General features: G+C 60.7%; 13 protein-coding genes. 4 read left to right on the top strand and 9 right to left on the bottom strand.

Annotated elements, in window-relative coordinates; translation table 11 throughout:
- Positions 1–57: 57 nt before the first annotated feature.
- Together phoR and phoB are read right to left on the bottom strand one after the other, a co-directional pair.
- Positions 58–1,344, bottom strand: coding sequence for a phosphate regulon sensor histidine kinase PhoR (gene phoR / locus C4J86_RS26260; protein ID WP_256657513.1), 1,287 nt, complete (start codon positions 1,342–1,344; stop codon positions 58–60).
- A gap of 85 nt (positions 1,345–1,429) precedes the next feature.
- Positions 1,430–2,119: a phosphate regulon transcriptional regulator PhoB gene (gene phoB, locus C4J86_RS26255; protein WP_003195617.1), complete on the bottom strand. Its 690-nt coding sequence runs from the start codon at positions 2,117–2,119 to the stop codon at positions 1,430–1,432.
- Between the two features lie 154 nt (positions 2,120–2,273).
- On the opposite strand from phoB, the gene C4J86_RS26250 reads away from it, so the two are divergent.
- A complete protein-coding gene (locus tag C4J86_RS26250; protein WP_124372309.1) occupies positions 2,274–2,651 on the top strand; it encodes a hypothetical protein in 378 nt (125 codons plus the stop codon).
- Positions 2,652–2,770: 119 nt separating this feature from the next.
- Here the strand turns inward: C4J86_RS26250 and ubiA are convergent, their stop codons facing one another.
- Both ubiA and C4J86_RS26240 read right to left on the bottom strand, forming a co-directional pair.
- The gene (gene ubiA / locus C4J86_RS26245; protein WP_124372308.1) at positions 2,771–3,661 is read right to left on the bottom strand and encodes a 4-hydroxybenzoate octaprenyltransferase; all 891 of its coding nucleotides are present in this window, start codon (positions 3,659–3,661) and stop codon (positions 2,771–2,773) included.
- Complete coding sequence (locus C4J86_RS26240) at positions 3,661–4,224, bottom strand: chorismate lyase (RefSeq protein ID WP_124372307.1); 564 nt, start codon at positions 4,222–4,224, stop codon at positions 3,661–3,663. The genes ubiA and C4J86_RS26240 overlap by 1 nt, the downstream gene beginning before the upstream one ends.
- 195 nt (positions 4,225–4,419) lie before the next feature.
- Here C4J86_RS26240 and C4J86_RS26235 point away from each other — a divergent pair, with 195 nt between their 5' ends.
- From C4J86_RS26235 to C4J86_RS26225, 3 genes are all read left to right on the top strand, one after another.
- On the top strand, positions 4,420–4,587 hold the full coding sequence (locus C4J86_RS26235; RefSeq protein ID WP_095093029.1) for a rubredoxin: 168 nt from the start codon (positions 4,420–4,422) through the stop codon (positions 4,585–4,587).
- 36 nt (positions 4,588–4,623) lie between these two features.
- Positions 4,624–5,772 carry an NAD(P)/FAD-dependent oxidoreductase gene (locus C4J86_RS26230; protein ID WP_124372306.1) on the top strand — a complete coding sequence of 383 codons (1,149 nt, stop codon included), beginning with the start codon at positions 4,624–4,626 and terminating at the stop codon, positions 5,770–5,772.
- A 190-nt stretch (positions 5,773–5,962) separates the two neighbouring features.
- Positions 5,963–6,238: an HU family DNA-binding protein gene (locus C4J86_RS26225; RefSeq protein WP_003195589.1), complete on the top strand. Its 276-nt coding sequence runs from the start codon at positions 5,963–5,965 to the stop codon at positions 6,236–6,238.
- Positions 6,239–6,313: 75 nt separating this feature from the next.
- Here C4J86_RS26225 and C4J86_RS26220 read toward each other — a convergent pair whose 3' ends face one another.
- The 5 genes from C4J86_RS26220 to C4J86_RS26200 all read right to left on the bottom strand — a co-directional run bounded on the left by C4J86_RS26220 (position 6,314) and on the right by C4J86_RS26200 (position 13,694).
- The gene (locus C4J86_RS26220) at positions 6,314–6,484 is read right to left on the bottom strand and encodes a hypothetical protein (RefSeq protein ID WP_164487757.1); all 171 of its coding nucleotides are present in this window, start codon (positions 6,482–6,484) and stop codon (positions 6,314–6,316) included.
- 74 nt (positions 6,485–6,558) lie between these two features.
- Positions 6,559–6,966: a hypothetical protein gene (locus C4J86_RS26215; RefSeq protein WP_124372304.1), complete on the bottom strand. Its 408-nt coding sequence runs from the start codon at positions 6,964–6,966 to the stop codon at positions 6,559–6,561.
- 15 nt (positions 6,967–6,981) lie between these two features.
- Positions 6,982–11,292, bottom strand: a complete 4,311-nt coding sequence (locus C4J86_RS26210) for an RHS repeat-associated core domain-containing protein (RefSeq protein WP_124372303.1) — start codon at positions 11,290–11,292, stop codon at positions 6,982–6,984.
- 12 nt (positions 11,293–11,304) lie between these two features.
- Positions 11,305–11,739: a DcrB-related protein gene (locus C4J86_RS26205; RefSeq protein ID WP_124365007.1), complete on the bottom strand. Its 435-nt coding sequence runs from the start codon at positions 11,737–11,739 to the stop codon at positions 11,305–11,307.
- A gap of 14 nt (positions 11,740–11,753) precedes the next feature.
- A complete protein-coding gene (locus tag C4J86_RS26200) occupies positions 11,754–13,694 on the bottom strand; it encodes a type VI secretion system Vgr family protein (RefSeq protein WP_124372302.1) in 1,941 nt (646 codons plus the stop codon).
- Between the last annotated feature and the right edge of the window lie 116 nt (positions 13,695–13,810).

The raw sequence follows: 13,810 nt of genomic DNA, 5'->3' as shown, positions 1-13,810 counted from the left end.
GTTGCACCGCTATCGGGAGCAAGCCCCCTCCCACCTTTATCTTGTGGCGTCTGCGGGTTATTCGTCGGTGCCGATCACCTGCGAGCGGGTCACCTGCGCGGGGGGGAAGTGGCAGGTAAACGTGCTGCCGTGCCCCAGCACGCTGCTGATTTCCAGGCGGGCGCGATGGCGCAGCAGCACATGCTTGACGATCGCCAGGCCCAGCCCGGTGCCGCCGGTGTTGGAGTTGCGGCTGGAATCGACGCGGTAGAAGCGTTCGGTCAAGCGCGGCAGGTGCTTGGCGTCGATGCCGATACCGGAATCCTGCACGCTCAGGTGCGCGCCGTGTGCGTCAGCCCACCAGCGGATGCGGATATTGCCGTTGTCCTGGGTGTATTTCACCGCGTTGAACACCAGGTTGGAGAACGCACTGCGCAGCTCGCCTTCGCTGCCCTTGAGCAACACAAGCGGGTCGGCTTCCAGGGTAATGTGCTGGCCGCGCTCGCCGGACAGGGCCTTGGCGTCATTCTTGATGGTGTACAGCAGGCTCTGCACGGCCACGGGGTGGTTGTCCGACGGATAATCAGTGGCTTCAAGCTTGGCCAGCAGCAACAGGTCGTTGAGCAGGGTTTGCATGCGTGAGCCTTGCTGCTGCATTTGCTGCAGGGCACGGCTCCAGCGCGGGTTGATCGCCTCGACATTGTCGAGCAGCGTCTCCAGATAGCCGCAGATCACCGTCAACGGTGTGCGCAGTTCGTGGGAAACGTTGGCGACGAAGTCTTTGCGCATCTGTTCCAACTGATGGATGCGGGTCACGTCGCGCACCAGCATCAAGTGCTCGTTGTTGCCGTAGCGCGTCAGGTACAGCTGGATACGCACGCGGTCGTTGGTGGGCGAGGGGATTTCCAGGGCTTCTTCGTAGTTGTCCTGCTCGAAGTATTCCTTGAAGCGCGGATGGCGCACCAGGTTGGTCACCGGCTGGCCGCTGTCCTGGGGCGTCTTGAGGCCCAGCAGGGTCTCGGCGGCGCGGTTCCACCATTCCAGGTTGCCGTCGCTGTCGAGCATGATCACCGCGTCCTTGAGCGCGGCAGTGGACTCCTGTACCCGGTCGATCACCGCTTGCAGGCGCCCGCGCACCCGTTGGTCGCGGCGTTGCAGGTGGTAGATGCTGTCGAACACCTCGCCCCACAGGCCGTAACCGTCGGGCGGTGCTTCGTCGGGTTTGTGCTGGCGCAGCCATTCGTGCAGGCGCAGCAATTGTTTGAGGGTCCAGCCCAGGTACAGCGCGATGCCGATGGCCAGGCTCCAGCCGTAATAACCACTGATCAGCCCGACCAGCAGGCAACCGGTGATCAGCAGGAGCATGTGGCGAATCAGGGTGCCATGCCAGTTTTGGTTCACTTGAACATGCGTCCTTGTCAGCTGTTAAGTCAGGAGACGGCGGCCCGGCTCAGCCCTTGGTGGAAAACCGGTAGCCCGTGCCGCGCACGGTTTGTACCAGATTCTCATAGGCATCGCCCAAGGCTTTGCGCAGGCGGCGGATATGCACGTCGACCGTGCGCTCCTCCACGTACACATTGCCGCCCCACACCTGGTCCAGCAGTTGGCCGCGGGTGTAGGCGCGTTCCTGATGGGTCATGAAAAACTGCAGCAGGCGGTATTCGGTCGGGCCCATTTCGGCCGGCTTGCCGTCGATGGTTACCCGGTGGCTGATCGGGTCCAGGATCAGGCCGTCGACTTCGATCGGCGCTTCGCCATCGGTCGGACCGGCCCGGCGCAGTACGGCTTTGAGGCGCGCGACCAGCTCTCGAGGGGAGAAAGGCTTGGTGATGTAGTCATCGGCGCCGACTTCCAGACCCTGGATCTTGTTGTCCTCTTCGCCCTTGGCGGTGAGCATGATGATCGGGATATCCCCGGTCAGCTCGTCACGCTTGAGGCGCCGGGCCAGTTCGATGCCGGAGGTGCCGGGGAGCATCCAGTCGAGCAGGATCAGGTCCGGCTTGCGGTCGACGATAATGGCATGGGCCTGCTGGGAGTTCTCCGCCTCCAGGCAGTCGTAGCCGGCCATTTCCAACGCAACGGCGATCATCTCGCGAATGGGCGCTTCGTCGTCAACAATCAGAATGCTCCTGCCAACCATGCTCAAAATCCTCTTGTCATTTAACTGTCTTGCGCCGCATTAGATAACGGAATTATTGCAGTCGTGTGACAGTAATTTAGTCGCTTGGGCAATTCACGGCACTCTGGACTACCCTTTGGGTCCGAATCCTGACAACCACAAAAGGAAGGTTCCGATGACTTACAGCACGATTTCCTGGAAAGCCCTGCTGGTAGCGGCCGCATTGACGCTGCCCGGCGTGGCATTCGCCGCAGAACCTGCGATGACGAAAGATGGGATGTTGGTCGATCACAAGGGCTTGACCCTTTACACCTTCGACAAGGATGCCGATGGCAAATCAGTGTGCAAGGACCAGTGCGCGACCAACTGGCCGCCACTGAAGGCGGAGTCTACCGATACCAAGGCTGGCGACTGGACAGTCATCACCCGCGACGACCAGACCAGCCAATGGGCCTACAAAGGCAAGCCGGTCTACACCTACAAGGATGACAAGAAGGCCGGGGACAAGACCGGTGATGGCAAGGGTGGGGTTTGGCACATCATCAAGCCTTGAGGCTGTTGCGCCTCTAAGACCATCGGGGGCAAGCCCTCTCCCACAATTGATGTGTGAACGCTTTCAAATGTGGGAGGGGGCTTGCCCCCGATAGCGTCAGAACAGTCACCGCAATCCTCTCATCGCAACCCGTAGTCAGCCACAATCCCCACGAAAATCGCCAACCCCGCCCAATGGTTGTGCAAGAAGGCCTTGAAGCACTTCATGCGATCCCTGTCCCGGGTGTACCAGAATTCCCAGGCAAAACAGCCCGCCGCCGCCAGCAGCCCGAGGTGGAACCAGCCGCCCAGCTCGAACCGAGCCCCCGCGAGCAACAGGCACACCAGCGCCAGGCCCTGCAGGGTGAGAATGATCACACGGTCAGCATCACCAAACAGAATCGCGGTGGATTTCACCCCGATCTTCACGTCGTCGTCGCGGTCGGTCATCGCGTAATAGGTGTCGTAACCCACCGTCCACAACAGGTTGGCGATGTACAGCAGCCACGCCTCGGCCGGCAGGTGGCCGGTCTCGGCCGTGAACGCCATCGGCATGCCCCATGAAAACGCCGCGCCCAATACCACCTGCGGGTAATAGGTGTAGCGCTTCATGAACGGATAGCTCGCCGCCAGCGCCAGCCCGCCGAGGGACAGCAGGATGGTGCTGGCGTTGGTCAGCAGCACCAGCAGGAAGCTGACGCCCATCAACAGCGCAAAAAACACCAACGCCTCTTTCGAACTGATCCTGCCGCTGACCAGCGGACGTTGCTCGGTGCGTTTCACATGGCCGTCGACCTTGCGGTCGGCCCAGTCATTGATCACACAGCCACCGGCACGGGTCAGCACCACGCCCAGCACGAAAATAAAGATATTGAGCAGCGACGGCGAGCCCTTGCCGGCGATCCACAGCGCCCATAGCGTCGGCCACAGCAGCAGGTAGATGCCGATAGGCTTGTCCATGCGCGTCAGCTGAATGAAATCCCAGGCCCTGGGGTTCAGCCGATTCAAGGATTTGAGTGCACGTTGATACATCAGCGGTTCTCCGGATGGTCCTGCAGCGCCTGCCAGAAACTCGGCAGGAAGACTTCCGCCACCAGCACGCTCAGCGAGCCGCGATCGAAGCGCGAGCGGCGTGCCCACAGCCCGTCGGCCTGATCCGCCGTGGGTAGCCATGGCCCTGGGTAATGGCACACCTCGATCGGCTGGCGGGTAAAGGCGCGGTCGCAGAACAACAACTCGCCCAGCGACCGGCTGCCCAACTCATCCATATGCAAGCCGTCGCCCTGCAACGCGTCGCGCGACGCGACACTGCGGGCAAATACCCAGGGTTGGCCATGCCCGCGCAAATACACCTCGCGTACCCAGCCGATAGTCGCCGGGGGCAGGTCCAGCGCCGCGCATTCATCGTCGCGCAACGCTTGCCAGCCCTCGAGCAGCGGCGTCACGCTGAAGCCGTTCTCGGACAGCCCCGTCAGCCGCCGCGTCAGCGAGCCTTCATCGAACAGCCAATCGAGGGTCAGGGGCGCAGGCATTGGGCTCAGCAGGCTCTGGGGCAGCCATTGGCGAGCATCGGAAGGGGCAATTGAGTGCGGCACGGCGAGTCAATATTGGCAGCAAAAGAGGCGGCGAGCTTACCATGGCGACCTGAACTTTTGCCGCGCTGAACCGGCCGTTTGCGCCGATCGTGCTTGCATCTGCCGGCCGCGATCAGTACAAAACGCCCTGAGCCGAGCGGCAGCGCAGGTTTATCGACCGTCGGCCAAGATGCCTGGACCCTGAGGAAGCAAGTAATGAAGAAGTGGCAATGTATCGTCTGTGGCCTGATTTACAACGAAGCGGATGGCTGGCCGGATGACGGAATCGCGCCTGGCACCCCGTGGCAGGACGTCCCGGAAGATTGGCTGTGCCCGGACTGCGGTGTGGGCAAGATGGATTTCGAAATGATCGAAATCGGCTAATTCGAAGTTTACGAAACCTACTACAAGGAGAAAGGAATGAACGCACCTGTCGTGATCATTGGCACAGGATTGGCCGGTTACAACGTAGCTCGGGAGTTTCGCAAGCTCGACGGCGACACCCCATTGCTGCTGATCACCGCAGATGACGGGCGCTCCTACTCCAAGCCCATGCTCTCCACCGGGTTTGGCAAGAACAAGGAAGCCGATGGCCTGAGCATGGCTGAACCTGGTGCCATGGCCGAGCAGCTCAAGGCGCAAGTGCGCACCCACACGCGTATCAGCGGCATTGACCCAGGCCACAAGCGTCTGTGGATCGGCGAGGAATCGGTGGCCTATCGTGACTTGATCCTGGCATGGGGCGCAGAGACTGTCCGCGTACCCGTGGAGGGTGACGGCGCCGGCCTGGTTTTCCCGATCAATGATCTCGAAGACTACGCCCGCTTTCGCGCCGCAGCTGCCGGCAAACGCCGCGTGCTGCTGCTCGGCGCCGGCCTGATCGGCTGTGAATTTGCCAACGACCTGATCCTTGGCGGCTATGAAGTCGATCTGGTCGCGCCGTGCGAACAGGTTATGCCGACCCTGCTGCATCCGGCGGCTGCGGCTGCGGTGCAAGCCGGGCTGGAAGGGCTTGGCGCGCGTTTCCACCTGGGGCCGGTGCTCAACCGCCTGCTGCGCAGCGCTGACGGTCTCGAAGCCCATTTGTCCGACGGTGAAGTGATCCAGTGCGACCTGGTGGTGTCCGCCATCGGCCTGCGCCCGCGCATAGACCTGGCGGCGGCGGCCGGCCTGCAAGTCAACCGCGGCATCATGGTGGACCGTCACCTCAAGACCTCCCACGCCAATATCTACGCCTTGGGCGACTGCGCCGAAGTCGATGGCTTGAACCTGCTGTACGTCATGCCCTTGATGAGTTGCGCCCGCGCCTTGGCCCAGACCCTGGCCGGCAACGCCACGGCCGTCAGCTACGGGCCGATGCCGATCACCGTGAAAACCCCCGTCTGCCCGCTGGTGGTCTCACCGCCTCCACGCGGCAGCGAAGGCGTGTGGAGTGTCGAAGGCGAGGGCGCCGACATCAAGGCCCTGTGCCGCGACGCCAGCGGTCGCCTGCTGGGCTACGCGCTGACCGGTACCGCCGTCATGGAAAAACTGGCATTGAACAAGGAACTTCCGCCGCTGCTGGCGTAAATGCTGGTCGTTCTGTCGGAATCAGCCCCTTCTTACCCATAGAAAGGTCGCGGCGAGACTGGCGGAGCGTGCGAGGGCATGCCATCCTCACTCCCGTCTGCCGCAGAGTAGAGCCTGCGGCGCCTTGGCGCTGCTCCACCAGAGAGCAGCACGGACATAACAACAAAAAACCGTCAAAGAGGCTTCATATATGCGTAAACCAGATCTCGCAGCCGCCATCGCTGAAAAAGCCGATCTCACCAAAGAACAGGCCAACCGCGTACTCAACGCCGTTCTCGAAGAAATCACCGGTGCCCTGCACCGCAAGGACAGCGTCACCCTGGTCGGCTTCGGCACTTTCCTGCAACGCCATCGCGGCGCCCGCACCGGCAAAAACCCGCAAACCGGTGAGCCTGTGAAGATCAAGGCCAGCAACACCGTAGCGTTCAAGCCGGGCAAGTCGCTCAAAGACAGCGTCAACCCGTAAAAAGCGGTGCCGTTCTCGAAGGGAGGCGGGGAGGGTAAGAAGAATGGGCACGCCAACTGGGTTGGGTGCCCATTTTTAGTGGGCCTTGAATAAGGCCTGCGCGCTGATGACAGCTTTGTTTACTCGTTCCGATGCAGCGGTGCTGTCTACCCGCAAGTCGGGGGACAAGCGCTCATAATCCATCGGCTCATTCTCTGCCAGCGCGCCGCGAAGATGGGCAATCACCCTGAAGATGAGGTGATCCATACGCCAGGCGGTCCTTAAATAAATCTGCCCATTTGTGCAGTCAATATTGAGGCAGTCTTGGCAAATCGTTCGATTCAGGCAGTCCACCCTTTTTCGGCACACCATTTCTGTACGTCCGCGATCAACGCCGCTGAAACCGGCTGTAGATTGGGCAGCTTTTTTTCGTATTTTTTTATGCTCTCAATAAAAAAAGTAATAAACGCCGCACCGATTATTTTGCGCTGAGCGTCCACATCTTTTTTATGCGGAATGAAATCTTCCTCATTCATGGCGATATCGAGACCGAACATCTTGTCCTTGGCGTAGTAACGGCAAAATGTCTTACGTTCTAGGGCCTTCGGCAGGCATCGCATACAGACCGCCAGTTCCCAGTCCAGCGTGGGATACTTTTTTTCAAGCGTCTCGCTCAAGCCATTTAACTCGTCGGTGATTTCAAAGACTTTGGTCCAACTCGGTGAGTCCGATGTCGTATCGACTCGCATAAAGTAATCCTTATATCAGTGCCTACATTTGTTACCCGGAGGTAGTTTTCCTCGGCGTTTGAAATATTTCCCTATTTTTAACCTTTCCCATACCTGCATATTGCCCTTCGTCGGTGCCGCCATGACGCGTTTATAAGCAAGATTTTTGGCTTTAAGCCACTTTTGGGTATACCGCCGGTTCGGATTTACGGTTTCACCGACTTTCCATACCTCACCCTTTTTCAAATAGACCTGACCAATTGGCTTTTTATGACCCCATTGCATCTCATCATAAAAGCCATCCTTCTTCGCAATCAGATAGTAAAGCTCGGGGGCCAATCCCCATGGATCAATCCAGGATATTGGATTGGGGGCGTACTGGTAAAAATTGAGTCCGCCATCCAATTCGATCGGATCCGGCGTCGTAAACCGCCCCACATCCGGATCATAAAACCTGAACGTATTGAAATGCAGCCCTGTCTCCCGGTCCAGGTACTGTCCCTGGAACCGCAGATTCTGCTCTTCAATGTAATAAGGCTCGCGCACCTCTTCCAGCGTATTGCCCCACACCCGATAGGTCGCCTGCCAGACGTTGTGTCCGTCGGCCTCGGTGAGCTGCTCCGGCAGGCCGTTCAGGTCGTTGTGGTAATAGCGAATTTTCTGCAGCGGCCCGCTTCCGTCGACGCGTGCCAGAGGCTCGTAGCCTTCGTCCTGATAAACATAAAGACTCGTCTGACTGTGCTTATGCTCCTGCAGCAACCGCAAACCATCCCAGGTAAACCGCGTTTCTCCCAGCGGATACCCATCGCTGCCATGCTCGGTTTTCTCAACCCTGCGCCCCAGCGGGTCATACGTCATCCTGACGATGCTGCCATTGTCATTACGCACTTCAATCAATCGGCTTTCAGCGTCATACGCAAAGCGCTGCACGCCGCGCTTGGCACTGCGTTTCTCGATCATCCGCCCAAACGCGTCGTACCGATAACGCTTGTCCTGATAGGTCAGCAGCTTGTTATGCACCACGAGCCCCGCACCGGCCTGCGGGCCGTCGAGCAGGTTGGCGGCGGCGTCGTAGGCGAAGGTTTCGCGCTGGCCATGGAGGCTGTCCTGGCTGGCGATGATGCGGCCGGTGGCGTCGTAGTGCAGCAGCTGGCGGTGTTGTGTAGCGGGTTGCTGGTCGAGTTTGCCGATCAGGTTGTCGGTGGGGTCGTACTCGAAGTGCTTTTGCGCGGCGGTTGGCATCAACGAGGGCTGACTCGCCAGGCGGCGTTGGCGTGAGCGCAGTCGGCCGCTGCGGTCGTATTCGCTGCGGGTGCTGAGCTGGCCCTGGGTGCGCAGCACTTCGCGGTGCAGACGGTCGCGTTCGAAGTCGCTGATGACCTGGCCGTCGAGGTTGATCTGGTGCAGGTGGCCGCTGCCGTAGTACAGGCGATTGAGCCAACGGCCGTCCGGCAGTTGGGTCTGGATCAGGTTGCCGAGTTCGTCGTAGTGGTGTTGCAGGGTGCCTGCCGAGCTCTGTTCGGCAAGCAACTGGCCAAGCGGATCGTAACTGAACCCCAGGGCCTGGGCATTGCCTTGCATGTCGGTGAAGGTGACTGCCGTCAGTTGATCCACTTCATCGTAGCTGTAGTCGGTACGACCATCGTCGGTGGTTTTAGCAGTGAGTCGGCCGACCGCATCGCGCTCCAGCCGATGAACGATGGGGGCGGGTGGCGTTTCAGGAACAACCGCCAGTCCATTACCAAACGGCGCAGGCATGGCCGTCACCGTAGTGACATTGTCGAGCGGGTCGTAGGCATAGCGTTTGGCGCTGCCGTCGAGGTCTTGCTGTTCAGCCAGCCGATCGCCGGCATCCCACGCAAATCGATAGCTTTCACCGTTCTCATTGACCAGCGCTTGCAACCGCCCGTAGCTGTCATAGCCGAACTGCACCTGTCGGCCATGGGCATCGGTGCGCTGGCGTACCTGGCCACGCCGGTTGTGTTGATAAAGCGTGGTATGCCCGGCGGGATCGGTATAGCCCACCAACTGCCCGCTGGCATCACGCTGGAACTGTTCGGTGCGTCCGTCCGGCAGTTGGCTGCTGAGCAAACGGCCCTGGGCGTCATAGCTGAACTGCGTGCGCTCGCCGACGGCATCGGTGATGACCTGCAGATAACCGCGCTCGTCGTAGCTGAACCGCGTTGGGTAACCCGAGCAATCGACATGCTCGACCAATTGCCCGAACGGGTTCCAGCGCAGCTTTTTGCGCTTGCCGGTAGCGTCGATGATGTCGACGACCTGACCGTGGGCGTCATAGCGGTAACGCGTGACGTAGCCCAGCGGATCGGTTTCGGCGATGCAGTTGCCGCGTTGGTCATAGCGATACTGCCAACTGTTGCCGGCGGCATCGGTTTCCACCAGCGGCAGCGCCCAATGCTCCAGCCACAAGGTGGAGTCGCTGCGGCCCAGCGGGTCGGTTTCACCGATAAGGTTGCCGGAATCGTCGTAGCTGTATTCGTAGCGGCCCGCCAACGGGTCAGTGGCGCTGAGCAATTGGCGTTCGTCGTTCCAGTCGAAAAGCCAGGTCTGGCCGAGGTTGTCGCTGTATCGAATGATCTGGTGCTGAGTGTTCCACAGGCGCGTGCTGACGCGCTGCAAGCCATCGGTGATGCGGGTGAGGCCGGCCTGCAAGTCATAGTCGAACTGGTAAGCGTCGCCCTCATCGGTCCAGTGTCGAACGACTCGCCATTCCAGGCCTTCAACCAAGGCCCACTCATAGAAGCAGCGCAACCCGGTGGGCAACTGGTGCTCCACCATCCGCCGTCCGGCATCGTAGGCGAAGCGCCGTTGTACCTGCTCGGTTGCATCGCGAACCTCAGCCAACTGACCGGTCACGTCATAGCCATAGCTGACCAGCACTTCGCGACGTTGATCGGGGTACAGGCGTTCGATCCGGGTCACGCAGTCGAGGTCGCGGACCAGCTCAACCCGCACCAGGTCAAACGTATCGCGCAGGCGCAGCAGGCGCCCAGCTGCGTCATAGTCGACATAAATGCGGTTGTCATTGCGGTCACCCAACTGAACCAGGCGCAACCGCGCAGCATGGGTCGGCGTGGGTTCAAACAGGCGGTACAGGCCATCATCACTTTCGATCAACAACTGCCCGTTGAGGTGTCTGCGCACCGCAAGCCCTTCACCGGCGCTGAACACTGCGCCACCCAAGGGAATGGAACCCATGTCGATGGGGCGTCCCTGCTCGTCGGTGTACACCAGCGTTTCACCGCCTTCGGGATGAGCACGGACCTCGACGCACACCTCATACGGCACGCTCCAGCCCGCACCGAACAGACTGCCAGTGCGCTCGTCACGGCTGTTGAAGATGCGTTGCCAGTCAATCGGCAAGATGCCGGGCAGTACGAAATCCAGCTCGTCATCGCCGCCCAGCACTTTGGCGCCAGTCGCCGCATGCACCGGGTTCGACGAGCCCATCGCCGCATTGGCCAGTGCGCCCATCGCACTGCTGACGGCCATCGAGGTGGCACCGCCGATCAGCATGCACGGCAGCTTGCTGAAGAACTTGCCCTTGCCGCCCTTGAGCATCAATAGCGCTGTGACCGCCAGCCCCACGCCTGGCGTCTTGCCGCTGCGAATCTCGCGCACCACCACTGAACCGCCGCCGATGGTCACGTTGGAGGAAATCAACCCGGACGACACCACGGTCGCATCGCAGGTGCTGCGATCACCGCTGCGCACCGCCGGCTGGCCGTTGATCGTGACCTTGTCCGAGCCCTCGGCCAGAAACTGCGGCGGCATCGGCGGGTGCTTCATGCACACGACCAGGTCCAGGGGCTTGGGCACGGCGCCGGGAGCAGGTGTGGCAACGGTCGGGCGCCACATCTGTGAGAAGAAACTCTCGGCCATGTCCAGGTAGCTGGCTTCGGGTTCCGGCTCTGGAGCTTCCAGTTCGGTACCGGCGGGCGCGACATGGGAACTGATCGCCCCGGCGGCTCGGGCGGCGGGAATATTGTTGGTAAGCGTATCGGTGGAGCCGGTGAGAATATTTGCCTGCACCGTGGGAGGGAACAGGGCGTTGCTGAAGGCATCGCATAAATCCGTTAGCCCTTTGTCCGCCCCGCTCTTGCTCATGAGAAGGCCGACTATCGTGCCCACCACTGCGCCCAGCAGGAAGCATCCCAACCCGCCCGTAGCGACGGTAATGCCGGTAGCTGCGACCACGGCAAACGTGGCCACGGCGGTGATCGCGATATTCGCCGCCACCTCCAGCACGCCGCCGAGGATGTCGGCCATCATCGAGGTGTGGGCCAGCGCATCGCCCATCCGGGCTGCCCATAACGCGTCAGACATGCAGGCTGCTCATCAGGACACAGCGTCGAACGACAGCGAGTTTTTTATCAGTGCCCAATGCGCCGCTTCGGCATCACCCAGCGCGTCCGCCTTCACGTAACTCAAGGCAAGCATCTTGCGCGTGCCGGGAATCACCAGCGCCAACTGAAACTGGAAGACCTTGTCATTACCCTTGTTGAACTGGCTGCGCAGCTCGATGCCTTCCACCTCTTGATTCGCCCCCAAACGCACATCAACGCCGGGTTGATAGCGCAACTCCTGCACCTGTTTTTCCAGGCGCTGGAGCTGGTCGTTGAAGTTGCTGTGCAGGGTTTCGCCTTCGGCGAGCAAGCTACGGCTGACGATCAGGGACGTGCCCAGCTCAGGGAACTTGAGGATGTTGATCGTCGCGTCCTGCAGCTCGCCGGCAGGCAACTGAAACTGGAATTCATTGATTCGGTACGTCATAAAAACAGGTCTCGTCAGGAGCTCTTAGGCGTGGGAAACGCGGCTTTGATATTGGCGTCGATGCTGGCTTTCACGCCCTGGCCATCAGGCGTGGCGCCCGCGCCGCCACCGTTGTTGAGGTGCAGGACGCCGCCGGTATTGAACTCGGCATCACCGCTGGCGTAGAAGCTGATTTGCACACCGGTCAGATTGATCTGCCCGCTGGCGTTGAGCTCGAGGATGCTTTCGCCACAGACCAGGCGCAGGTTTTCGCCCACTTCGATCACGTAGCTCTGGCTGATGCTGTCGGTCTTGCGCTGGCCCACCGAGAGGATGTCCTCCTGCTTGACGATGCGCAGGCGATTATTGCCGATGGTCACCGTCTCGTTATGCCCAATACTCTTGTTACGGTCATGCCCCACCGAATGGCTTTCATCCACCTCCACCACGATGTCCTGATTACGCTCGGCATGGATGTACAACTGCTCCAGCCCCTTCTTGTCCTCCATGCGGATTTCATTGAAGTTGGCCGGCGTGCCGCCTTTGCTGGATCGGCTTTTCATGCCGCTTTGGGTGGCGTTCTCCGGCAGGTCGTAGGGCACCGTCTGCTCGGCGTTGTACACGCGCCCGGTGATGATCGGTCGGTCCGGGTCGCCTTCGAGGAAGCTGACGATCACTTCCTGGCCGATCCGTGGGATCTGCATCGAGCCCCAATTCTTGCCGGCCCAGGATTGCGATACGCGGATCCAGCACGAGCTGTTCTCGTTGGACTGGTCGTGGCGGTCCCAGTAGAAGTGCACCTTCACGCGGCCGTATTGGTCGGTCCAGATTTCTTCGCCCTTGGGGCCCACCACCAGTGCGGTCTGCGGGCCTTTAACGACGGGGCGGTGGGTGTTGGCCAGCGGGCGGAAGCTTTGCTGGGCGTCGATGCAGGTGAGGCTGCTTTCAAACTGCGCGCCGCCTGCGCCGCCGCCGCTTTCCAGGCTTTCCTGAACGATGTAGTAGCGACAGCCGACGATCAGGTATTCGCGGTTCTGGTCCTGGCGGCTGAAGCCGGTGAGGCTGAACAGGTGGCCCGAACCCAGGCCACGGGCATTGCCGGCGAACTCGATCTGTTCATGCAGGGTTTGCAGGGCTTCGATGCGGGTGCGCGCGTAGTGTTCGCCGTCGGCGCTCTGCACGTAGGTGCCGGGATAGTCGTACAGCGGATAGTCGCCGGCGGTGTGCGGGCGCGGCATGGCCGAGCGCACGTCGATGCTGGCGCTGGGGCGCTGGAAGTCGTAGTCGTTGAGCTCCAGCGACCCCGGCTGTACCTCCTGCGCCAGGTGCCAGTTATGCATATGGTCGCGTTCGCGCTGCTGCTCGTCCTTGGGGTAATACGGGATCGACGCGTAGCCGGGCACCAAGGTGTGGGCGCCGTAGGCGTCGGCCAGCACCAGCACGTGACGGTCCTGCTCGTGGCGGAAGAAGTAGTAGATGCCTTCCTGTTCCATCAGGCGGCTGACAAAATCGAAGCTGGTCTCGCGGTACTGCACGCAGTATTCCCACTCGCGATACGGCCGGCTCAGGGCATCTTCGAAGTCGGAAAAACCCAGGTCGCGGAACACCTGCTTGATGATCTGCGGGATGCTCAGGTTCTGGAAAATCCGGCAGTCGGAGGTGCGGCTGAGCAGCCACAGCCAGGGGCGCAGCGTCACCTGGTAACTGGCGAACTGGCCCTGGTCGATGTTCTGGCTGCAGCGCGCGACGATGCCGTGAAAGTGCCGCTCGCCACCGTCGGCCAGTTGCAGACCGATGCTCATTGGCTTGCCCAGCAACTGGTTGAGGTCGATGTTGGCGTCCAGGGACGTCAGTTGCAGCTCATAGTTGAACAGCCTTCCTAACTCTTCACCGCCACCCATTTCATTGAGCAGCAGCACATCCGGCCCGAGGGGGCTGGTGATTTTGGCCAGGCGTGAGGCTTGGTTGAATAGCATCGGGCGTCTCTTATGACTAAATAACTGAAGAAACCGGTTCAAAAATGTGGGAGGGGGCTTGCCCCCGATGGCGGTGTATCAGGTTAGAAATTTCTGGCTGACCCACCGCCATCGGG

Origin of the sequence: Pseudomonas sp. R2-7-07 (genome assembly GCF_003852355.1) — a bacterium.
GTDB lineage: Bacteria > Pseudomonadota > Gammaproteobacteria > Pseudomonadales > Pseudomonadaceae > Aquipseudomonas.
Note: the sequence above shows the minus strand (reverse complement) of the source record. Positions and strands in the feature narration are given on the sequence as shown.

What these genes read in the sequence shown, in the direction of transcription:
- phoR (WP_256657513.1), bottom strand. Translation starts at nt 1,344, where the DNA reads ATGCTCCTGCTGATCACCGGTTGCCTGCTGGTCGGGCTGATCAGTGGT.
- phoB (WP_003195617.1), bottom strand. Translation starts at nt 2,119, where the DNA reads ATGGTTGGCAGGAGCATTCTGATTGTTGACGACGAAGCGCCCATTCGC.
- C4J86_RS26250 (WP_124372309.1), top strand. Translation starts at nt 2,274, where the DNA reads ATGACTTACAGCACGATTTCCTGGAAAGCCCTGCTGGTAGCGGCCGCA.
- ubiA (WP_124372308.1), bottom strand. Translation starts at nt 3,661, where the DNA reads ATGTATCAACGTGCACTCAAATCCTTGAATCGGCTGAACCCCAGGGCC.
- C4J86_RS26235 (WP_095093029.1), top strand. Translation starts at nt 4,420, where the DNA reads ATGAAGAAGTGGCAATGTATCGTCTGTGGCCTGATTTACAACGAAGCG.
- C4J86_RS26230 (WP_124372306.1), top strand. Translation starts at nt 4,624, where the DNA reads ATGAACGCACCTGTCGTGATCATTGGCACAGGATTGGCCGGTTACAAC.
- C4J86_RS26225 (WP_003195589.1), top strand. Translation starts at nt 5,963, where the DNA reads ATGCGTAAACCAGATCTCGCAGCCGCCATCGCTGAAAAAGCCGATCTC.
- C4J86_RS26220 (WP_164487757.1), bottom strand. Translation starts at nt 6,484, where the DNA reads ATGGATCACCTCATCTTCAGGGTGATTGCCCATCTTCGCGGCGCGCTG.
- C4J86_RS26215 (WP_124372304.1), bottom strand. Translation starts at nt 6,966, where the DNA reads ATGCGAGTCGATACGACATCGGACTCACCGAGTTGGACCAAAGTCTTT.
- C4J86_RS26210 (WP_124372303.1), bottom strand. Translation starts at nt 11,292, where the DNA reads ATGTCTGACGCGTTATGGGCAGCCCGGATGGGCGATGCGCTGGCCCAC.
- C4J86_RS26205 (WP_124365007.1), bottom strand. Translation starts at nt 11,739, where the DNA reads ATGACGTACCGAATCAATGAATTCCAGTTTCAGTTGCCTGCCGGCGAG.
- C4J86_RS26200 (WP_124372302.1), bottom strand. Translation starts at nt 13,694, where the DNA reads ATGCTATTCAACCAAGCCTCACGCCTGGCCAAAATCACCAGCCCCCTC.